This is a genomic window from Variovorax sp. SG517 (genome assembly GCF_013376045.1).
GTDB lineage: Bacteria > Pseudomonadota > Gammaproteobacteria > Burkholderiales > Burkholderiaceae_C > Variovorax.
This window is the reverse complement of the sequence record NZ_JABMJG010000004.1, coordinates 62,161-82,470: the sequence shown is the minus strand read 5'-3', so window position 1 is coordinate 82,470 and position 20,310 is coordinate 62,161. Positions and strand designations below refer to the sequence as shown.

Sequence of the window (20,310 nt, the reverse complement as noted above, 5' to 3'; positions counted from 1 at the left end):
CGGCCCCTGGTGCGTCCCTGATGCGCCCATAGGCGTGCCCCTCACGCGGACACGCGGCCCGGCCTAACATGGCGGCCGGTATCTCCCCGGAGACAGTCGCCCGTGATGACCCGCCGATCGCTCCTGCTGCAACTCGCCGCCATGGCCGCCCTCGCGGCCGGGGGAGCCCATCGCGCGGCGAAGGCGCAACTCGCGTATCCCGCCAAGTCCATCCGCTGGATCGTGCCGTACGCGGCGGGAGCCGGGGCCGACATCGTCGCGCGCACCATCTCCGCCCAGCTCGCCATCGACGCGGGGCAGTCCGTCGTCATCGAGAACCGTGCAGGCGGCAACACCGCGCTCGGCGCCATGGAAGCCGCGCGCGCCCCGGCCGACGGCTACACGGTGCTGTCGGCCGACAGCGGCACGCTGGTGTTCAACCCGGCGCTCTACCGCAACCTCAGCTACGACCCCTCGCGCGACTTCGCGCCCGTCACCCTGCTCGGCCGGCTGCCGATGGTGCTGCTGGTCGGCCCGGCCAGCGGCGTGAAGGACGCGCGGGCCTTCATCGACGACGCGCGCGCCTTCCCCGGCAAAGTCAGCTACGCCTCGGCCGGCACGGGCAGCCCGCAGCACCTGGCGATGGAACTGCTCGAACGCGAGGCCCGCCTCGAGATGGTCCACGTGCCCTACCGCAGCGCCGCGCCCGCTGTGGCCGACGTGGCCGGCGGACAGGTGCCGGTGATGATGTGCGACCTGGCCGCCTCGCGCCGCTTCATCCAGAGCGGCAGACTGCGCCCGCTGGCGGTGGCGAACCCCTCGCGCCTCGTGCAGCTGCCGCGCGTTCCCACCTTCGTCGAGATCGGCCTGCCGCGCGTCGAGGCCGCCGCGCTCATGGGCCTGGTGGTGCCTGCCGGAACGCCGGGCGAGATCGTCTCGCGGCTGCAGCAGTCGGTGGCCAGCGCCATCCACAACCCGGCCGTGCTGCGCCGGCTCGCCGAGTACGGCGTGGAGCCCGCGGGCGACGCGCCCGCGCAGTTCGCGGCACTGCTGCGGGGCGAATCGGCGCGGTGGCATCCGCTGATCCGCGACCTCAATCTTTCGCTGGACTGAAGGCCGGCGGGGAGCCGCGCGCTTTACGGCAACTTTGCGAAAGCCGGGGCCCTTGCTCACGCCGGGCTAAGAGTGGCTGCCTAGATTGGCGCATCGCACGCACAAGAAAGGTCGGCGGGGCGGCTTGCGGCAGCGCAGGAGAGAGCCGCCTCCCGAGGCCACCATGACTCGCCGGTTCCACAACGTCGTCTTCGCCGACGACTTCTTCCGCTCGCCCGCCAACGGGCTCCAGTATCACGTCGCCAACCGGCGCTTCCTGCGCGGCTTCTTCGACTCCGCCCTGGGCCGGCTGGGCCTACCGTCGAGCGAGGCCTCGCCGCTGTCCGAAGGCGGCCGCATCGACGTCGCACGGCTCATGAACCGGCTGGAGTTGCCCTGCACGCCCGCGGGCTGGGCGCGCGCCTGCATCGCCGACCTGCACGCGTTCGCCGGGCGCGACGGCATGCCGGCCTTCGACCCCGGGTGCCTGGTGATCGGCTGGGGCCTCACGCCGGCGCAGCAGCACTGCATCGACCGCTCGGGCGCCAGCTACCTCGACATCGAGATCGACCCGCGCCGCTTCACGGAGCACCTGCATTTCTGCGCGCGCACCAACGACCCCACCGTCGAGGCCGCGCTGCTCGCGCGCCGCGTGGACGAAGAGCTCTTCTGGAACCACGCGAGCGCGCTCAAGGGCCGCTTCGCGCGCCACGGCGCGGCCTCGCTGTTCGACCCGCGGCTGCGCGTGGGCCTCTTCTTCGGCCAGAGCCTGGTCGACCTGTCGCTCGTCAGCGGCGGCCGCACCATGCATCCGGCCAGCGTGATCGCGCCGCTGCGCGAGCTGGCGCAGGGCGTCGACCTGCTGGTCGTCAGGCCGCACCCTTACGAAAGCGCGCTGCACGACCTCGCGCCCATTGCGCGCGCCATTCCCAACGTGGCGTGGACCAGCGAGAACAGCTATGCGCTGCTGTCGGCGGCCAACGTGCACTTCGCCGCCAGCCTGTCGTCGAGCGTGCTCACCGAGGCGCGCTACTTCCGCAAGCCCACGCACGCGCTGATCCGCGCCGACCGCAACGCGCCGGAGCAATTGCCCAGGACCTGCTCGGGCTGGATACCGGTCGGTGCCGAGCTGGGCTCGATGGATTTCATGGCCGAGGCCTGCGGCCTGGCTGATGAGCGAAGCGGCGGGGCGGCTCGCAGCTTCCCGGCCTGGCCCGCCGCCGCGATCGACCGCGCCTTCCTCACGCGCTGGGGCCTCGACGACCAGGCCCGGGGCCTGGCCGAAGTGGCGGAGCTGCAGCTGGAGCGCCCCTACCTCTTCCACCCCGGCAGCCCCGCGATGAGCTGGCTGAGCCACGGCTGGGACGGCTTCGACGGCGAGGGCGCGCGCAGCGTGGGCGAGCTGGCCTGCCTCGTGGTGCCGCTGCCGGCGCTGTCGGCGCGATCGCTGTCGCAGATGCAGCCGCATCGCGTCGAGGTGCGCATCGACTACCGCAGCAATGCCAAGGCCACCAGCGTGCACGCGATGCTCGACGGCGCGGTGCTGCCCGGCCAGCGCGTCACCGGCGCGCGGCGGCGCAGCCTCGTGTTCGAGGTGGAGCCGGCCGCCGGGCGCAAGTGCCTGGTGCTCCAGTTCGTCGTGGCTGACACCGCGCGCGGACCCCGCATGCGCCGCAAGGCGGCGCGCCCGGGCTTCACGCTCAGGAAGCTGCAGGTGTCGCTGCGCATGGGCCGGGGCCTGATCTCCGCGCCGCCGAAGGCCGCCGCACCGGCGCGGTGGTCGGAGATTTCACCGGTGCGCGCGATGGCGCGGCTCTTCCGCGCGGTGCTCGATTCGGCGCGCGGTTCGGCCGGCAGTCACTGAGGCAGCGGCGCGTTACGGGCCGCGCGCGGCCTCCGCCAGCCCCGACAGCAATACGGTCCAGTGCCGAAGCCGCTCGATGGCGGCCTGCCGCCCTTCGGACGCATTCGCCTCGCCGTCCGGCAGGTCGAGCAGCTCGCCCGCCGCGGCGGCCACGGCCCGCGCGAACTTCGGCGCGTCCCCGCGCCACACCACCACGCGGTGCGCCAGCCCTAGCTGCGCCGCGCGGCCCGCGTTGATCGCCTGCTCGGGCTGGTCGGTGAGCAGCAGCAGGATCGGCTTGCGGTAGACCGCCGCGATCGACAGCGCCGCCATGCCGGGCGCGGAAACGATGAACGCGCTGCGCGCCGCCGCCTCGATCCAGTGTTCGTCCCGCGCATGCCAGTGCGCCCGGTGCGCATAGCCTTCGCCGACCAGGTGCGCGGGCACGCCGGCGTCGGCAAGGCCCTGCTCCAGCCCGTCGGCCAGCGCCGCATCCCGGAAATGCGGATTGAGATACACGGCCGCCATCTGCCGCGCCGCATCGCCGTGGCCCGCCGCGTCCACCACCGCCACCGGCGTGGCCAGCCGATGGCGGCCGCGTCCGTCATGCCGGGGCTCGCCGTAGGCGAAGTCGTGCTCGATGCGCGCGAGGCTGCGGTCGATCTGCCAGGCCACGATGCGGCCGAACAGACGGGCGACGAAGCCCGGCATGCGTCCGCCGAAGTTTGTCTCCAGCGCATGCCGCAGGCTCGCGCCGTACACGTGCACCACCTTGCGCCGCCAGAAGGGCAGCCAGCCCATCAGCAGCAGCGCGGGGTGGAAGGAGTCGTTCACCACCAGGTCGGCGTCGCGCAAGTGCGCGCGCAGCTTCCACACGTCGCGCAGCATGCGTTCGGGCCTGAACATGTACAGCGCCACGTTGCGGTCGGTCTCGCGCCGCAGCATGTTCTGCTGCGCGTCGAACTGCACCGCGTAGTGGCGCGAGAGCACCGGCGCGTCGATGCCGAAGCCGGCAAGGAAGCGCGCGCCTTCGTCCGATGTGGTGAGCACGCGCACCTGCGCGCCGGCCGCGCGCAATGCATGCGTGAGCAGCTGCGCGCGCATCAGGTGGCCGCGCGCGTCCGCGGTCGCGAGGTAGAGGATGCGCGGCGGCATCGCTCAGGCGTGGTGCCGCACCGGTGGTGCCGAGCCCGGCCGCAGACGCAGCGCCACGCCGGCGAGCCACATGCCGAACGCGCCGGTCACGCCGAAGCCGCGCTCGGTGTCGCGCACCTCGCGCATCAGCTGCGCCAGCCGCGCCTCTTCATGCGGCGCCACGCAGCGCTGCAGCGTGCGGGTGCACAGGCGGATGTGGCGGTCCTCGTCGGCCATCACGCGCGACAGCAGCGGATGCAGCGCGTGCTGCGGACCGATCAGCGCGCAATGGCGCTGCAGGATGCGCGAGGCCATCTGCTCGGCCGAGAGGCCGATGGCGTAGGCCGGCACCAGCCCGCCGTGCGCGAAGTGCGGCGCGTGGCGGCGGATCAGCGCCTGCCAGCGCGCGAGCTTGCGGCGGCTGAACCAGTCGGGCCTGGGCGCTTCCTCCGGCGATGCGGCGGCCTGCGCGCTGCCGCCGCGCTCGACGATGGCCTGCGCGAACAGGCGCGCGTGCAGCTGCTCGTCGGCCAGGTGCTGGTCGAGCTGGCGCGCGAGCCACTCGGGCGGCGCGATGCGCAGCTCGCGCTGCAGCGCCTGCTCCGACGATTCCTCGCCCACGAGGTAGAAGCGCAGCAGCAGCATCTCGCCCGCATTGCTTGCATGCAGCTGGCGCAGCGCGGCGCGCTTGACGTGGTGCACCAGCCAGGCCTGCAGCGCGGGCCAGCCGCGCAGACGCGGCGGCGAGAGACAGTCGAAGCCGGCCGAAGCGCCGGCTGGCGAGTCAGCGGGCATCCGTCTTGGTCTTCACCGGCGAGTGCTGCTGCTGCCAGCCCAGCACCAGGCCGATGAAGCTGTCCTGCAGGAAGGCGCGCGCGGACGCGTCGGCGCCCGCGAACTCGCGCTGCTGGCCATCGTAGCGCACGTAGCCCTTGCCGCTCGCGGCGCCGAGCACCAGCTTCTCGTTCTTGCGGAAGCCGCGCTGCAACAGCGGCTGCAGCAGCGACTGCGATTCGAGCCCGTACAGGAACAGGTCGCGCTGCACCACCTGGCGCGGGATCTGGCCGCTCAGTGCCTGCAGCTCCAGCGTCCAGTTGCCCTGCTGCATGGCCTCGGCCAGGTCGCGGCCCTTGGCGCCGGGCGCGCGGAAACGCGCGCGCGCCACCGACTTCGAGGCGCCGCTCAGGCCCAGGCCGATGGTGATGTCGGCGTCCTTCGCGCCATCGGCGCGGTTGTCTTCCACCTGCACGAACACGTTGGCCAGGCGTGCCGTCAGCGAGGGCCGGGCCAGCGCATCGACGATCTGGTCGGCCGTCAGCAGCACGTGGTCGGTGGTCGACTCGCTCACCACCACGATCTGGTAGGGGTCGATGCGGATGTCGCTGAACTCGCCGCCGATGGGCGTGTGCGCATGGCTGCTGACCGACCATTCGTTGCCCGAGCGGCTCAGCAGCGCGTGGAAGGTCAGCGGCACGCGCTGGCCGCCGCGCGCCTGTCCGGAGCCCTGCAGCAGCACGTCGCCGACGATGGTCTTCCCGGCGTAGCTGCGGGTGTTGACGAAGCGGATGGTGTGCGCGCCGATGTCGAGCGCGGCGCGGGTGTCCGGGTCGTCGAGCGCGAGGCGGTTGCAGTCGTTACCCTTGCCCGCGAGCGCGGCGAAGGGGCAGCCGGAGTCGGACCTGAAGTTGAAGACGCCGCGGCCGGCGAAGTCTGCCGCGCCGGCCAGCGTGAAGGCGCCCGCGAGCGCGATGCCGAGCGCCAGCCGGCGGGCGGAGAACGAAGAGGGGAGGGACATGGTTCCTGTCTTTTTTGTTGTTCTGGAGATGAGGCGGAGCGCCGTTCAGGGGCGGTGGTACGAAAGCGCCTGTGCATCCGCATTGGTGCGGCCCGTGGTGTGCCAGCCGATGCCGCGCGCGAACGCGCCCAGCATGTCGACGGCCGAGAAGCCCAGGATGAGCGCCACGCCCGCGAGCCAGCGCAGCCCGCGCAGCGGCGGGAGGTCTTGATGGTTCAGCGCCTTCATGCTGAAGCCCAGCCGCGTGAACAGCACCGCCAGCGGCCCGATCGGGCCGCTCTTCGCGAGCCACTGCCAGCGCGGCGACACGTAGCTGCGCAGCAGGTGCGGCGTGAGCGAGTAGGTGTCCTGCCCGCGCATCCAGCGCAGCTTGAGCGCCTCGGCGCGCGTGTCGGGCAGGCGGTGCTCGGTGTGGGCTGCGGCCGCGTAGTGGATGGGCACGCCCGCCGCCTTCAGCCGCATGCCGAGCACCTGGCAGTGCGCGCGGTAGACGCCGTCGAGCGCCTGGTAGCTGTGCTCTTCGAACACCTCGCGGCGGAAGGCCACGTTGTTCGCGTAGAAGTTGCTCGTGGCGCCGGCGTGGTCGGCATTGGGGAAGTACATGAAGTCGATGGTGGTGAGCGCGGTGCCCACCACGTTGGCTGCGTAGCTGGTGCGCCCGGCCACCACGGCGGGCGCGTCGGCTCCCCTGGTGAAGGGCAGCAGCATCTGCAGCAGCCAGTCGTCGTCGGGCAGGCAGTCGGCATCGGCGAACACCACGTGCGTGCAGCGCTGCGCGTCGGTGGCGGCGAAGCCGGCGTTCTTGGCGTCGTAGTAGCCGGTGCTCGCGTCGATGCGCACGAAGTCGACCGGGCGGCCCGCGAGCGCGCTCACGGCCTCGCAGGTGGCGGGGCTCAATCCGTCGTGCGTGATGACCAACTGCGCGAGCGCGGCGAGCGGCAGCTTCTGCCTGGCCAGCAGCGCGACCAGGCGCTGCAGGCTGGCACCGGCCCTGGCCTCGGCATCGGCGCCGCCGCGCAGGTTGTTGGTCTCCAGGACCAGCGCGCAATGCGAGGCAACTTGATCGGGCATCATCGAATTTTCCTGTCCGGACATCGTTTTGAAGGCTTGCATCCTGCTTTTATCGCACAACCGCGCCCGCCACCAGTGCCGCACGCCATGGGGCCGCCCATGAAAGTGACCATCTTCGGCGCGGGCTACGTGGGCCTGAGCTTCGCCGCCTGCCTGGCCGAGGCGGGCCACGAGGTGCTGTGCGCGGACGCCGACCTGGCGCGGATCGAGGGGCTGCAGCGCGGTCGGATGCCGCTGCACGAGCCGGGGCTGGAAGCGCTGGTGGCTTCGGGTGTCGCCGCCGGCAGCCTGCAATTCACGGCCGATGAGCGCGCGGCCTGCGAGCACGGCGACCTGCTCTTCATCGTGGTGAACACGCCGGCTGATGCCGAGGGACGGGTCGACCTGCGGCACGTGATCGCGGTGGCCGCCGCCATCGGACGGCACCGCGGCCGCGACGCGCTGGTGGTCTGCAAATCGACCGCGCCCGTGGGCACGGCCGCGCAGGTCGAGGCGGTGCTGGGAGGCGAGCTCGCGCAGCGCGGCACGCGGCACCGCATTGCCGTGGCGGTGAACCCCGAGTTCCTGCGCGAAGGCTCGGCCGTGCGCGACTGCCGCCAGCCCGACCGCGTGGTGATCGGCAGCGAGGACTCGTGGGCCATCGACTTGTTGACCCGGCTCTACGCGCCCCTCATCCAGGACCCGCAGCGGCAGCTGCTCGTGATGGACCGCCGCTCGGCCGAGCTCACCAAGTACGCAGCCAACGCGATGCTCGCCACCCGCATCAGCTTCATGAACGAGATGGCCCGCGTGGCCGAGCAGGCCGGCGCCGACATCGAGGCGGTGCGTCGTGGCATCGGTGCCGACAGGCGCATCGGCCCTGACTTTTTGCAGGCCGGCGCGGGTTACGGCGGCTCGTGCCTTGCAAAGGATGTGCGGGCGCTGGTGCATGCGGCCGAACGCAACGGCCATGCGCTGCGCATCCTCCCGGCGGTGGCCGTCACCAACCACGAGCAGAAGGGCCGGCTGTTCGAGCTGATGTCGCGGCATTTCGGCGGCACGCTGGCGGGCCGGACCATCGCCGTGTGGGGCCTGGCCTTCAAGGCCGACACCGACGACATGCGCGACGCGCCCAGCCTCGTGCTGCTGGAACGCCTGTGGGCCGCCGGCGCGCGCGTGCGGGCCTACGACCCGGCGGCGATGTCGAATGCACGCAGCCTCGTCGGCGAACGCGACGACGTGTGCTGGTGCAGCACCGCACAGGAAGCGCTGCGCGGCGCCGACGCGCTGGCCGTGGTCACCGAGTGGGCGGAGTTCCGCCGGCCCGACTTCGCGCTCATCGCGAAGGAGCTGAACGTGCCGCCGGTCATCTTCGACGGGCGCAATCTCTACGACGACGCGAAAGCCGAGTCGGCCGGCATCGCGTACTACGGCATCGGCCGGGGCCGGTCGTCAATGCTGCGTTGAATCTTCCGGGGACAGGAACGCATCCCCCGGCGTGAGCGGCGCGTGCCGGTAGCTCGCCGGCGTGCGGCTGAGCTTCACCGGCGCGCCGATGCCGCGATAGCCGCCGGGCATTTCCACCACCATCTCGCGGTGCAGCGTGTGCGGATGCTGCAGGGCGGCGTCGACGGGCAGCACGGGCGCGGCGGGCACGCCGGCGGCCATCAATTGATCGACCAGCGCGCGGCCGTCGAAGGCGGCCATCGCGGCCTCGAGCCGCTGCTTGAGCTGCCCGCGATTCACCGAGCGCGCGCCGGCCGTGCGAAAGAGCGGATCGTCCGCGAGTTCGGGCAGGCCGATGCAGCGGCACATGCTCGCGAACTGCCGGTCGTTGCCCACGGCGACGAACACCGGGTCGGTGCTGGTGGCGAGTGCGTCGTAGGGATAGATGTTCGGATGCGCGTTGCCGGTGCGGCGCGGCTCGGTGCCGTCCATGAACCAGTTGGCGGCGTGCGGATGCAGCAGCGAGAGGCCGCTGTCGTACAGCGCCGCCTCCACGAACTGGCCGCGGCCGCTGCGGTTGCGTTCCTGCAGCGCGAGCAGCACGCCGATCACCGCGTTGAGGCCGGTCACCATGTCGACCACCGGCAAGCCGACGCGCAGCGGGCCGCCGTCGGCCTCGCCGTTGATGCTCATGATGCCGGTCATGGCCTGCACGGCGGCGTCGTAGCCCGGCAGGCCACCCAGCGGGCCGTCGGCGCCGAAGCCCGACACGCGGCACCACACGAGGCGCGGGAAGAGCTTCGACAGTTCCTCGTAGCCGATGCCCCAGCGCTCCATGGTGCCGGTCTTGAAGTTCTCGATCAGCACGTCGGCTTCGGCCACCAGCGCGAGCAGCGCCTCGCGGCCTTCCTCCGTGGAGAAGTCCAGGTGCTGCACGCGCTTGTTGCGGTTGAGCCCGTGGTAGTACGAGGCCACGCCTTCCCTGAAGGGCGGGCCCCAGGTGCGCGTGTCGTCGCCCTGCGGCGGCTCGACCTTGAGCACGTCGGCACCGTGGTCGCCGAGGATCTGGCCGCAGTAGGGGCCGCCGAGGATGCGGGAGATGTCGAGTACGCGGATGCCGGCGAGGGCGCCTTGGGTTTGTGTCATTTCTTGTTCCTGTGTTTTGCTTTTCAGGGCGCGTGCACAGGCCGCCGGGTACTCCCCTCCGCGAATGTCCCCCGGCCTTCGGCCTCCTCCTTTATTTCGCTGCGGGGAGTACCCGACGCCCTGTGCACGATGGGCTCTCTGCTCGCGCGGGGCGCATGAGCGCTGCGTCCATCGATCACGACGATGGGGTGCCTTGCGCAGCGAAATAAAGGAGGAGGCCGAAGGCCGGGGGACATTCGCGGAGCAAGGTACCCCGTCGGCGTGATCACGCCCCGAACGACTGAAGCATCAATCGAGCTGCGCCCCCGACTTCTTCACGACGTCCTTCCACTTCACCGACTCACCCGCGATGAACTGCCCGAGCTTCTGCGGCGAAGTGTCGGCAGGCACTTCGAGACCCTGGGCCGCGAACATCTGCTTCACCTTGGGCGAATTCAGCACCTCCGTGAACGCATGGTTGAGCTTGTTCACGCGATCCGCTGGCGTGCCGGCCGGCGCGACGATGCCGAAGAACACGCTCACGTCGTAGCCCTTGTAGCCCTGCTCGGAAATCGTCGGCACGTCGGGCAGCGCCTGCGAGCGCGCGACGGTGGCCACGCCCAGCGCGCGCAGCTTGCCGGTCTTGACGTAGGGAAGCGCGGTGAGGATGTCGGTGAAGGTCATGCTGACCTGGTTGCCCAGCAGGTCGTTGAGCGCCGGGCCCGTGCCCTTGTAGGGGATGTGCTGCAGGTCGGTGCCTGCCACCGAATTGAAGAGCACGCCCGCGAGGTGCGACGAGGCGCCGTTGCCCGACGAGGCATAGCTGAGCTTGCCGGGGTTGGCCTTGGCGTAGGCCACCAGTTCCTGCACGTTCTTCACCGGCAGCGTGGGGTTCACCACCAGGATGTTCGGCAGGTAGCCGACCTGGATCACCGGTGCGAAGCTCTTCACCGGGTCGTAGTTGATCTTGCGGTACAGGCTCGAATTGATGGCCAGCGGGCCCGAGGTGCCGAACAGCAGCGTGTGGCCGTCGGCCTCGGCGCGTGCCACGTACTCGGCGCCGATGTTGCCGCCGGCGCCTGCGCGGTTCTCTACGATCATGGGCTGGCCGAGGCGGTCCTTCATCTCGGCGGCGAGGGTGCGCGCCATGGCGTCGGTGGGGCCGCCGGGCGGGAAGGGCACGACCAGCATCAGGGGCTTGGAGGGGAAGGCGTCGGCGGCCTGTGCCGCCGGCATGGCGGCCAGCAGAGTCGTCGCGCAGGCGGCCAGCAGGAAGGTGAAGCGTTTCAAGGGATGTCTCCGTTTTTTTGAAAGAAAGAAAAGTCAGGCTGGCACGGCCGTGGGCGCAGCGGCCGCGACGTTCCAGTCCGCCGGCATCGCATCGGGCGAGAGCGGATCGCGCGGCAGCACGCGGTGCAGCAGCACCAGTTGCGCCCAGCGCAGGCGCGCCGCAGAGCCGCCGCGCGAGGCCTCCCAGGCCATCGCGATGGCGCTGGTGCAGTGGTAAAGGGCGGAGGCGGCCTGGCGCGCGAGCACGTCGCCGCCTTCGCGCGCGGCGGTTTCGGTGAGCGCGGCGGCGCGGTCCAGCGCGCCGCGCAGTGACTTGTCGAAACCGGGGGCGAGCGCTGCGTCGTCGAGCAGCTTTGCGCAATGCGCGCGCAGCACCGGCAGCGAGCCCTCGCGCTTCACCGCGCGTATCACGTCCAGCGCCACGATGTTGCTCGTGCCTTCCCAGATCGAGCCCAGGTGCGCGTCGCGCACGAGGCGCGCGTCGCTCCATTCCTCGATGTAGCCGCAGCCGCCGCGCACTTCCATCGCGTCGCCCGTGACCTTGCGCGCATCGCGGCAGGCGCGGAACTTGATGAGCGGCGTGAGGATGCGCAGCAGCGCGTAGGCATCGGGCTCGCCGGCGTCCGAACGCGCGAGCGCCAGCGCCGTCTGGCACACCATGGTGCGGGCCTGTTCGGCGGGCAGGCGCAGCTTGTCGAGCTGGCGCTGCATCAGCGGCATCTGCTCCAGCGTGCGGCCGAAGGCGCGGCGCTCGGATGCGATGAACTCGGCCTCGGCCACCGCGCGGCGCATCAGGCCGGCGGCGCGCACGCCGTTCGACAGGCGCGAGTTGTTGACCATGTCGGCCATCTGCACGAAGCCGCGGCCTTCCTCGCCCACCAGCCAGGCGGTGGCGCCTTCGAGGCGGATCTCGCCGCTGGCCATCGAGCGCGTGCCGAGCTTGTCCTTCAGCCGGATGATGCGGTAGCTGTTGAGGCTGCCATCGTCGAGCCGGCGCGGCAGCAGGAAGAGCGACACACCCTTCATGCCCTGCGGGCCGTCATCGGCGCGCGCGAGCACCATCGCAAAGTCGGCGTCGGGGTTCGAGCAGAACCACTTGTCGCCCGTGAGGCGCCAGCTGCCGTCCGACTCACGGTGGGCCAGCGTGGCGGTGGCGGCGATGTCGGAGCCGGCGGCCTGCTCGGTCATGAACATCGCGCCCTGGGCGAGTTCGTCGAAGTCGAGCGAGGTGAGGCGCGGCAGGTATCTGGCGACCAATTCCGGGCTGCCGAACTTCTTCAGCGTGCGCGTGAGCGAGTCGGTCATCGACACCGGGCAGCACAGGCCGAACTCCGCCTGCACGAAGAGATAGGTCAGCACGTACTTGACCAGCGGCGGCATCCTGCCCTTCCAGCCCAGTGTGTCGTCGCGGTGCGAGATGGCGGCCAGGCCGAATTCGGCGAGCGCGAGGCGCTCCATCTCCACGTAGGCGGGGTGCTTGACGATCTTCTGCTCGTCGAGGCCGGTGCGCGTGCGCTGCTTCAGCACGGGCGGGTTGCGGTCGGCGGTGCCGGCAAGCTCGTCGATCAGGCCGCCCGCAAGGCCGCCCAGGCGCTCGAAGTGCGGCTGCATGTGGCGGCGCAGGTCCTCGGGCAGGTAGAGCGCGAGCAGGGCGTGCAGCTCGGCGTCGGTGGTGAACAGGTTCTGGCCGTGGCGGTCGGGGATCGGATGGGCGTGCTCTGGCATGCGCGTTGTCTCCATGGGTTCCTTGGTTTGGCGCATTGTTGAAGCCGCGACGATCCGTGTCTAATATCGATTTGGTCTTGTTCGATTCGATCTGACTATTCATGGAACTGCGGCACCTGCGCTACTTCTGCGTGCTCGCCGAGGAGCTGCACTTCGGGCGCGCGGCGCGGCGGCTGTCGATCTCGCAGCCGCCGCTGTCGGTGGCGATACGGCAGCTCGAGGACAACGTGGGCGCCCGCCTCTTCGAGCGCAACAGCAAGGAGGTGCGGCTCACGCCCGCGGGCGAGGCGCTGCGGGTTTCGGCGCGCAGGCTGCTCCTGCAGGCCGAGGAGGCCGCCATCGAGGCGCGCGATGTGGCGCTGGGTTCGGCCGGGCGACTGCGCATCGGCTTCGTCGGCGCGATGCTGTACCGGGGCCTGCCGCAGGCGCTGCGCGCATTCCAGGCGAAGCATCCGGCGGTGCGCATCACGCTGAGCGAGCTCAATTCGGGCATGCAGATCGCCGAGCTGATGAACGACCGGCTCGACCTGGGCTTCGCCCACACGCACCGCGTGCCGCCCGAGCTGCAGCACCGGCTGCTGTTGTCCGAACCCTTCGTGGCCTGCCTGCCCGCGGGCCATGCGCTGGCGCGCAAGCGGGTGCTGGCGCCGGCCGACCTGCGCGAGCAGCCCTTCGTGCTGTTCTCGCGCGAGGTTTCGCCCGATTACCACGAGCGCATCCTGAGCATCTGCGCCGACGCGGGCTTCCTGCCCGAGGTGCGGCACGAGGTGCGCCACTGGCTGGCGGTGGTCTCGTGGGTGTCGCAGGGCTTGGGCGTGGCGCTGGTGCCGCAGGCGATGCGGCATTCGGCCCTGCGCGGCGCGGTGTTCAGGCCGCTCGACCGGGCGGTGGCGCAGTCGGAGGCCTACGGCATCTGGCGCAACGGGCCGGCCAACGTGCTGGTCGAGCGGCTGCTGGCGGGCGTGGCGGACAGCCTTGCCGCCGCGCGGGAAGATCAGGCGTAGTCAGGCGTGATCATGCGTACAACGGCTCTTCCGCCATCTGCTCGCACTGCTCCTCGAGCATGAGGATCTGCCCCTTCCAGTAGTCGCTGGAGCCGAACCACGGGAAGTTGATCGGGAAGATCGGGTCTTCCCAGCGCCGCGCCAGCCAGGCGCTGTAGTGGATCAGGCGCAGCGTGCGCAGCGGCTCGATCAGCGCCAGCTCCCGGCGGTCGAATTCGCGGAACTGCTCGTAGCCGTCGAGCAGGCCCGACAGCTGCGCCGTGCGCTGCGCGCGGTCGCCCGACAGCAGCATCCACAGGTCCTGCACCGCGAAGCCGGTGCGCGCATCGTCGAGGTCGACGAAGTGCGGGCCGCCGCCGGGGCGGTCGGTGGGCGTCCAGAGGATGTTGCCGGGGTGCACGTCGCCGTGCAGACGCAGCTTGCGCGGCTGGAAGTCGGCCGAAGGCGGGCTGGCCGCGAGCGCGGTGGCGCCGATCATGTCCAGCGCCTCGTTGCAGGCCTTCTCCCAGTCGCGCTGCACGTCGAGCGGGATCTTGTCGTTGGCGAGCAGCCAGTCGCGCGATGCGATGCCGAAGCTCTGCAGGTCGAGCGCGGGCCGGGCCTCGAAAGGCTTGGCGCCGCCCACCGTGTGGATGCGCGCCAGGAAGCGGCCCACCCATTCGAGCACCTCGAAGTCGTCGAGCTCGGGCGCGCGGCCGCCGCGGTAGGGGCTCACGCTGAAGGCGAAGCCGGCGTGGTGGTGCAGCGTGCTGCCGTCGAAGGCCAGGGGCGGCACGGCCGGCACCTCGGCGGCGGCCAGCTCCAGCGAGAAGCTGTGCTCCTCGAGGATCTCGGCCTCGCTCCAGCGGCCGGGCCGGTAGAACTTGACCACCACCACGCTGCGGTCTTCCAGGTGGACCTGGTAGACCCGGTTCTCGTAGGAGTTCAGGCCGGTGAGCCGGCCGTCGCCGTAGAGGCCGAGCGTCGCGAGCGCGTCGAGCACCACGTCTGGCGTGAGGCTCTCATAGGGATGTGTGTTCGCGGGCGCCGCGGAAGATTGGGTCATGCGGCGATTGTCGTCGCCGCCGGGCCCCGGCCCGCTTCAGGACCTGACGGCCTGCCTGGAAAGGGAAAGGACGTGCCCGGTGCGCGGATCGCCCTTGCCCGCGAGCACCTGCGCATAGGCTGCCTGCACGGCCTCGGCGCCGTCGTGATGCTCGGCGCGAAGCCAGGGCGCCTTCGTGTCGGTGACGGTGCCCATGAAGTCGTGCCAGGCCGCGACCATGCGCCGGCCGAATTCCTCCGGGCCCCATTCGGCGGTGCGCTTCTTGATCTGCGCCGGCGCGAAGAACAGGGTGGCGCGCGGACCCGGGAGGCTCTTGCCTGCACCCTTGCTCGCGAGCTGCTCGACGTGCGTGCCGCCGATGGAACTGCTGTACTTCAGGTTGGCGAAGCGCTCGTGGATGGTGCTGCGCAAATCGCCGTTGCCCGCGAAGTCGACGTACACGCAGGGCGTGTCGGCCGCGATGGAATCGAGCGCGTCGTAGGTCACCACGCGGTCGTAGCAGCCGAGGCTCTCGCAGAAGGCCACGTTGGCGAGCGAGGTCAGGCCGATCACCTCGATGCCCTCGCGCTTGTGCAGCTGGAAGGCGGTGCCATAGGCCGTCTTGCTCGATGCGCTCGACAGCAGCATGGTGTTGGCGCCGAAGAAATCGTTGTCGGCCATGAAGTCGTCGATCAGCCACGAGGTGATGAACAGCGGGCGCAGCAGCGCCTGGATGTCCTCGGTGCCGGCCGTGTAGAGCGGGTCGCTCGCGCAGCGGAAATACTGGTTGTAGACGGCGGGCAGTTCGGCGCGGTGCGGCGCCACGTCGGTAAAGCGCTCGGGCGAGAGCCGCCCGGGGCTCAGCACCGCACCCGAGGCTATCGGCCAGTAGCCGTACAGCCGCTCGCCCACCGGCACGCCCGGGTGCAGCGACTGCACCACGCTCGCGAAGCCCCACACGGGGATGCTGCCCCAGCCTTCCTCGCCGCTCGGGAAGAACTGCCAGTAGCTCATCGCGTCGCCGAAGGCGGCATACGTGATGTTGTTGGAAGTGAGCGCGAAGCTGTCGATGCGCACGCGCACCTGCCCGTCGGCGAGCACTTCGTCGGTGGCGGTGTGAAGGCGCGTGGTGGAAAGCTGGTCTTTGCGGATGAGGAGGCTGGTGGTGCTCATGAGCGTGGCTCCTGGCGGTTGTAAGGTTCGCCAACGTTAGCCAAGCTTGATGAAAGGCGCCATCGCGCGGCGGCTTCCGGCGTCACCCGTGAGACATCGGCGGGCATGAAAAAAGCGGCCCGGCTTGGGGCCGGACCGCTTCTTTCTTCATGTGCGCCGTGGGCTCAGGCAATCGTCAGTTCGACGTCGATGTTGCCGCGGGTCGCGTTCGAGTAGGGGCAGACCTGGTGAGCGGTGTCGACCAGCTTCTGCTTGGCGTCGGCATCCAGGCCCGGCAGCGTGATCGCCAGCTTCACGGCGATGCCGTAGGCGGCGCCGCCGTTCGTCGGGCCGAGGGAAACGCTGGAGTCGATGGCGACGTCTTCCGGCACCTTCACGCCGATCTTCGGGCCGACGGCCTTCATCGCGCCGATGAAGCAGGCGGCATAGCCGACCGCGAACAGCTGCTCGGGGTTGGTACCGGGCTTGCCGGAACCGGGCGAGCTCAGCTTGACGTCGATGGCGCCGTCGCTGGACTTGCCTGCGCCGTCACGGCCGCCGACCGTGTGGGCTTCTGCGGTGTAGAGCACTTTGTCGAGCTTGGTGGTCATGGTGATTCCTTTGGTGGTGATGAAGTTGAAGGGAGGGTGGTCAAAAGGCTTCGTTCTTTTTCCTTGCGGAGGCCGACCGGAGCGGGAGAAACATGTTGCGTTGCGTCAGGCCGCCTTCTTGATGCGGTCGCGCAGCGTCTGGATCTGCTGGGTGAGCGAGATCAGCTCGGGCACCGAGCACTCGGCGGCGGCCATCAGGCAGGCCGGCACGTTCGATGCGCGGCTCTTGAGCCTGCGGCCCGCGGCGGTCAGCGTGATGTGCACACGGCGCTCGTCGGCCACGTCGCGCACGCGGGCCACGTAGCCGTTGGCCTCCAGGCGCTTGAGCAGCGGCGTGAGCGTGCCCGAGTCGAGCGAGAGGCGCTCGCCGAGTTCGGAGACCATGAGGCCGTCCTGCTCCCAGAGGGCGAGCATCACGAGGTATTGGGGGTAGGTGAGCTGCAGCTTCTCCAGCACCGGCTTGTAGAGCCGGGTCATGGCCAGCGAGGCCGAATACACGGCAAAGCACAGCTGGTTGTCCAGCTTGAGCATTTCGTCGGCGGAGACTTGGGTGGAGCGCATGGGTTGAATTGTAGCGAGCAATTAAATTGTGTGCAATCTAATTTGCAAGCATCGGTTTCAGCAGGGCTACAGTCGGCCGGGAACGGGGCATTCTGAACCCGCGAGGCTCATGGGCCAAATCTTTCGGTTCCACCTGTTGACCCGGCCCCAGGGGCAGGTTCTAAAAAGAGAAGACTGTCGAAAAAGGTTCTCTTCATGCCATCCACCACCCGCTTTCTCAGCCCGTCGGAAGCCGCCAAGCGGCTCGGCGTTTCGGCCAAGGCCTTGCGGCTCTACGAGCAGCGCGGACTCGTGGCGCCCGGCCGGACCGAAGCGGGCTGGCGTACCTACGGCCGCGAGGAGCTCGACCGTGCCGCGAAGGTCGTCGCGCTGCGCGCTCTCGGCTTCAGCCTCGCGCAGGTGGAACGCGTGCTGGGCGGCAATTCCAGCGGCCTGGAGCCGACGCTCGCGGCGCACCAGGCAGCGCTGGAGTCGCAGCTGCGCCAGCTTGCCGAGACGGTCGGGAAGGTCCGCGAACTGCGAAGCGACCTGATGCAAGGCCGCGCGCCGACCATCGACGAGTTGATGAGCCTGCAGGCGCCGGCGCGCGAAGTCCGCGTCGCATTCGAACTCCCGTGGCCTTGGGGCGCAGAGCTCTTCGAGCTGCGCGACATCCGCTCGCTGAACTACATCATCGGCCCGCTCGGCAGCGGCAAGACCCGGTTCGCGCACAGCCTCGCGCAGGCGTTGCCCGACGCTGTCTTTCTGGGGCTGCAGAGGCTCGAGGAAGCCAGAATGGCCGAAGCGAAAACAAGGCTGCGCGCCGACCGCTGGTTGAAGCCGAAAGTAGACGGGGCGATGGCCTGGCTCATCGAAGACGGCGCCACGCCATCGGACGCCCTGCTGGTGCTGCTCGCCGCGCTCGAAGCCGAAGGCTCCGCCATCCTGATCGTCGACATGATCGAGCAAGGCCTCGACCGGCCGACACAGGAGGCACTGATCGCATGGCTGCGCAGAAGAGGCTCGGCCGCGCGGCCCGTCTTCATGCTCACCCGCTCCTGCGCGATCCTCGACCTGTCCGCCGTGGGCCCTGACGAAACCATCATCCTCTGCCCGGCCAACCACAGCCCGCCGATGCAGGTAGCGCCGCATCCCGGTGCGCCAGGCTACGAGTCCGTTGTTACCTGCCTGGCTTCGCCCGAGGTCCGCGCCCGAACGGCGGGAGTCATCGCGTGGCGGCCGCCCGGCGGTCTCGAGCCCGCTATGCCCTGAACCGCTTCCGCGTCAGCGACAGCGCGATCCAGAACGCCGCCACCGCATACACCGCCAGCACCACGGCGTGCACCCACCAGCCGGCCGGCCACTGGTCCATGAAGAGCGGCCGCACCAGCGCCACAGCGTTCGTCAGCGGCAGCCACGCGGCCACGGCCTGCACGGCGGAGGGCAGTTGCTCCAGCGGAAAGAACACGCCGCTCAGAAACATCATCGGCGTCATGAACAGCGTGAAGTAATAAGTGAAGAAGTCGTAGCCCTTGGCCAGCGCGTTGAAGATCAGCGCGATCGACGAGAAGGTGATGCCCGCGCCTATCAGCACCATCCACGCGACCACGAGCTTCGGGCTGTGGCTGATGCCCAGCCCGAGCATCACGAACAGGATCGCCGTCACCGTGAAGATCGACTTGAATGCCGCCCACAGCATCTCCGCCAGCACGATGTCGTCGAGACCGACGGGCGCGTTCATGATGCCGTCCCAGGTCTTCTGCACGTGCATGCGCGAGAAGGCCGAGTACAGCGCCTCGAAGCTCGCCGCGTTCATCGCGCTCATGCAGATCGAGCCGCTGGCCAGGAACAGGATGTACGGCACCTTCGTGCCGTCGACCGACACCTGCCCGACCAGCGCGCCCATGCCGTAGCCGAAGGCCACGAGCCAGATCAGCGGCTCGGCGATGTTGCCGATCAGGCTCGGAATGGCGAGCTTGCGCCACACCAGCAGGTTGCGCAGGAACACGGGCCACCAGCGCAGCGAGAGCTCAGGCGGGCGCCATGGTGAGGGCGAAGAGGGAGCGCTTGTTGTTGCTGTCGTCGTGTTCATTGTTCAGCCGTCCTCGCGGATCTGGCGACCCGTGAGTTTCAGAAAAAGGTCTTCGAGATTCGCGGGCCGATGGAAGGTGCGCAGTCCACCGTGGCGGGTCAGCGCGTCGAGAAGCCGCCGCGCGTCCTGCGTGTAGAAGAACACCGTCTCGCCGCTGACCTCCACGCGCGCCGCCATCGCCTTCAGCTCGGCCGACTCGGCCAGCGACAGCGCGCCGTTGCCGTACACCTCGACCACGTCGGGCTCCAGGTGCTCGGCGATGAGGTCGCGCGGGCGGCCCTCGGCGATCTTGCGGCCGTGGTCCAGCACCAGCAGGCGCGAGCAAAGGCGCTCGGCCTCGTCCATGAAGTGCGTGGTCAGCAGGATCGACTTGCCCTGCTGCAGCAGCACCTGCAGCCGTTCCCACATCAGGTGCCGCGCCTGCGGGTCGAGGCCGGTGGTCGGCTCGTCGAGCAGCAGCAGCTTCGGGTCGTTGACCAATGCGCGCGCCAGCGACAGCCGCCGCCGCATGCCGCCCGAGAGCTCGCCCGGCTTCGCATCTGCCTTGTGCGACAGCGCCGCGAATTCCAGAAGCTGCGGTACGCGCGCGCGAACCTGCGCCTTGCCGAAGCCGAAGTAGCGGCCGTACACCACGAGGTTCTCGGCGCAGCTGAAGTCGGGGTCGAGCGTGTCGAACTGCGACACCACGCCGAGCTGCGCCTTGATCGCCAGCGCATCGCGCGGCATCTGCAGCCCGAGCGCGGAGATCTCGCCGCCGTCGGGGGCGGTGAGGCCCAGGCACATGCGGATGGTGGTGGTCTTGCCCGCGCCGTTCGGGCCGATCACGCCCAGGCATTCGCCGGGTGCGATCTCGAACGAGAGGTCGTCCACGACCGTCGCGTCTCCATAGCGCTTGTGCAGGTGGCTTGCGTGGAAGAGGGGAGGCGGTGTGGAGGAATGTGTAGGCGGCACGCGGCCATTCTGACGCAGCCGCGCGGCGGGCGTCCCATCGCTTCAATCGATGGACAATCCGCCGATGTCCAGAGCAATTTCATCCTGGTGCGTGGCGAGCCTTGCCGCGCTGGCGGTCCAGGCCGTGGCGGCGGCACCCGCCGACAGCCGCAAGTGCGAGGAGCTTCATGCGGTTGCGAATGCGAGCCCTGGCTTCGTTCCGCGCTACGGCGCTGTCGTCGTCGGCACCGGCCGGGCCCGCCTGTACACGGCGCCCGACGCCGCCTGCGACAGCGGCCGCTTCCTGATTCCCAAGGACCGCGTCACCGTCTACACGCCATACAAGGAGTGGGTTCAGGTGCTGTTCATCCACCCGAAAACGGGCGAGGACACTATGGGCTGGATTCTCGACAGCCGCCTGAAGACGACCGGCACCATGGGCCCTCGATAACCCGGGGCGGACCACGCTCCCGGCAGC

General features: G+C 69.9%; 19 protein-coding genes. 6 read left to right on the top strand and 13 right to left on the bottom strand.

All coding sequences use genetic code 11. The annotated features are described in order from the left end of the window. Window positions 1-105: 105 nt before the first annotated feature. Window positions 106-1,092, top strand: a complete 987-nt coding sequence (locus FHT32_RS13055) for a tripartite tricarboxylate transporter substrate binding protein (protein ID WP_176665067.1) — start codon at window positions 106-108, stop codon at window positions 1,090-1,092. A 163-nt stretch (window positions 1,093-1,255) separates the two neighbouring features. Beyond that, on the top strand, window positions 1,256-2,935 hold the full coding sequence (locus FHT32_RS13050) for a hypothetical protein (RefSeq protein ID WP_176665066.1): 1,680 nt from the start codon (window positions 1,256-1,258) through the stop codon (window positions 2,933-2,935). 12 nt (window positions 2,936-2,947) lie between these two features. Here the strand turns inward: FHT32_RS13050 and FHT32_RS13045 are convergent, their stop codons facing one another. Genes FHT32_RS13045 through FHT32_RS13030 form a run of 4 tightly spaced genes read right to left on the bottom strand, consistent with a single transcriptional unit; the run spans window position 2,948 to window position 6,917 of the window. Further along, window positions 2,948-4,069 (bottom strand): hypothetical protein, encoded by a 1,122-nt coding sequence (locus FHT32_RS13045; RefSeq protein ID WP_176665065.1) that lies wholly within the window; start codon window positions 4,067-4,069, stop codon window positions 2,948-2,950. A gap of 3 nt (window positions 4,070-4,072) precedes the next feature. Then, the gene (locus FHT32_RS13040; protein ID WP_176665064.1) at window positions 4,073-4,843 is read right to left on the bottom strand and encodes a hypothetical protein; all 771 of its coding nucleotides are present in this window, start codon (window positions 4,841-4,843) and stop codon (window positions 4,073-4,075) included. After that, window positions 4,833-5,843, bottom strand: a complete 1,011-nt coding sequence (locus tag FHT32_RS13035) for a hypothetical protein (protein WP_176665063.1) — start codon at window positions 5,841-5,843, stop codon at window positions 4,833-4,835. The genes FHT32_RS13040 and FHT32_RS13035 overlap by 11 nt, the downstream gene beginning before the upstream one ends. Before the next feature lie 45 nt (window positions 5,844-5,888). Then, window positions 5,889-6,917 (bottom strand): glycosyltransferase family 2 protein, encoded by a 1,029-nt coding sequence (locus tag FHT32_RS13030; RefSeq protein WP_176665062.1) that lies wholly within the window; start codon window positions 6,915-6,917, stop codon window positions 5,889-5,891. A 96-nt stretch (window positions 6,918-7,013) separates the two neighbouring features. On the opposite strand from FHT32_RS13030, the gene FHT32_RS13025 reads away from it, so the two are divergent. Continuing rightward, window positions 7,014-8,360: a UDP-glucose/GDP-mannose dehydrogenase family protein gene (locus FHT32_RS13025; RefSeq protein WP_176665061.1), complete on the top strand. Its 1,347-nt coding sequence runs from the start codon at window positions 7,014-7,016 to the stop codon at window positions 8,358-8,360. Here the strand turns inward: FHT32_RS13025 and FHT32_RS13020 are convergent. The 3 genes from FHT32_RS13020 to FHT32_RS13010 all read right to left on the bottom strand — a co-directional run bounded on the left by FHT32_RS13020 (window position 8,346) and on the right by FHT32_RS13010 (window position 12,479). After that, on the bottom strand, window positions 8,346-9,485 hold the full coding sequence (locus FHT32_RS13020) for a CaiB/BaiF CoA-transferase family protein (protein WP_176665060.1): 1,140 nt from the start codon (window positions 9,483-9,485) through the stop codon (window positions 8,346-8,348). The genes FHT32_RS13025 and FHT32_RS13020 overlap by 15 nt on opposite strands. A 288-nt stretch (window positions 9,486-9,773) precedes the next feature. Further along, the gene (locus FHT32_RS13015) at window positions 9,774-10,754 is read right to left on the bottom strand and encodes a tripartite tricarboxylate transporter substrate binding protein (protein ID WP_176665059.1); all 981 of its coding nucleotides are present in this window, start codon (window positions 10,752-10,754) and stop codon (window positions 9,774-9,776) included. A gap of 33 nt (window positions 10,755-10,787) precedes the next feature. Continuing rightward, complete coding sequence (locus FHT32_RS13010) at window positions 10,788-12,479, bottom strand: acyl-CoA dehydrogenase family protein (protein ID WP_256098989.1); 1,692 nt, start codon at window positions 12,477-12,479, stop codon at window positions 10,788-10,790. A 101-nt stretch (window positions 12,480-12,580) separates the two neighbouring features. Between FHT32_RS13010 and FHT32_RS13005 the strand changes: the two genes are divergently transcribed. Beyond that, complete coding sequence (locus FHT32_RS13005; RefSeq protein WP_176665057.1) at window positions 12,581-13,483, top strand: LysR family transcriptional regulator; 903 nt, start codon at window positions 12,581-12,583, stop codon at window positions 13,481-13,483. Window positions 13,484-13,493: 10 nt separating this feature from the next. On the opposite strand, the gene FHT32_RS13000 is transcribed toward FHT32_RS13005, so the two are convergent. The 4 genes from FHT32_RS13000 to FHT32_RS12985 form a co-directional block, all read right to left on the bottom strand. Beyond that, entirely contained in the window at window positions 13,494-14,528 is a 1,035-nt protein-coding gene (locus FHT32_RS13000; RefSeq protein WP_176665056.1) for a serine/threonine protein kinase, read from the bottom strand. A gap of 36 nt (window positions 14,529-14,564) precedes the next feature. Next, window positions 14,565-15,680, bottom strand: a complete 1,116-nt coding sequence (locus FHT32_RS12995; protein ID WP_176665055.1) for a DUF2855 family protein — start codon at window positions 15,678-15,680, stop codon at window positions 14,565-14,567. A gap of 164 nt (window positions 15,681-15,844) precedes the next feature. Then, window positions 15,845-16,270, bottom strand: a complete 426-nt coding sequence (locus FHT32_RS12990) for an organic hydroperoxide resistance protein (RefSeq protein WP_093058675.1) — start codon at window positions 16,268-16,270, stop codon at window positions 15,845-15,847. A 105-nt stretch (window positions 16,271-16,375) separates the two neighbouring features. Further along, window positions 16,376-16,831, bottom strand: coding sequence for a MarR family winged helix-turn-helix transcriptional regulator (locus FHT32_RS12985; protein ID WP_176665054.1), 456 nt, complete (start codon window positions 16,829-16,831; stop codon window positions 16,376-16,378). Window positions 16,832-17,026: 195 nt separating this feature from the next. Between FHT32_RS12985 and FHT32_RS12980 the strand changes: the two genes are divergently transcribed. After that, window positions 17,027-18,082: a MerR family transcriptional regulator gene (locus tag FHT32_RS12980; RefSeq protein WP_176665053.1), complete on the top strand. Its 1,056-nt coding sequence runs from the start codon at window positions 17,027-17,029 to the stop codon at window positions 18,080-18,082. On the opposite strand, the gene FHT32_RS12975 is transcribed toward FHT32_RS12980, so the two are convergent. Together FHT32_RS12975 and FHT32_RS12970 are read right to left on the bottom strand one after the other, a co-directional pair. After that, a complete protein-coding gene (locus FHT32_RS12975) occupies window positions 18,072-18,902 on the bottom strand; it encodes an ABC transporter permease (protein ID WP_176665052.1) in 831 nt (276 codons plus the stop codon). The two genes, FHT32_RS12980 and FHT32_RS12975, sit on opposite strands and share 11 nt — an antisense overlap. Window positions 18,903-18,905: 3 nt before the next feature. Then, window positions 18,906-19,853 (bottom strand): ATP-binding cassette domain-containing protein, encoded by a 948-nt coding sequence (locus tag FHT32_RS12970; RefSeq protein ID WP_176665051.1) that lies wholly within the window; start codon window positions 19,851-19,853, stop codon window positions 18,906-18,908. A 64-nt stretch (window positions 19,854-19,917) separates the two neighbouring features. On the opposite strand from FHT32_RS12970, the gene FHT32_RS12965 reads away from it, so the two are divergent. Further along, window positions 19,918-20,283, top strand: a complete 366-nt coding sequence (locus FHT32_RS12965) for a hypothetical protein (RefSeq protein ID WP_176665050.1) — start codon at window positions 19,918-19,920, stop codon at window positions 20,281-20,283. Window positions 20,284-20,310: the final 27 nt, after the last annotated feature.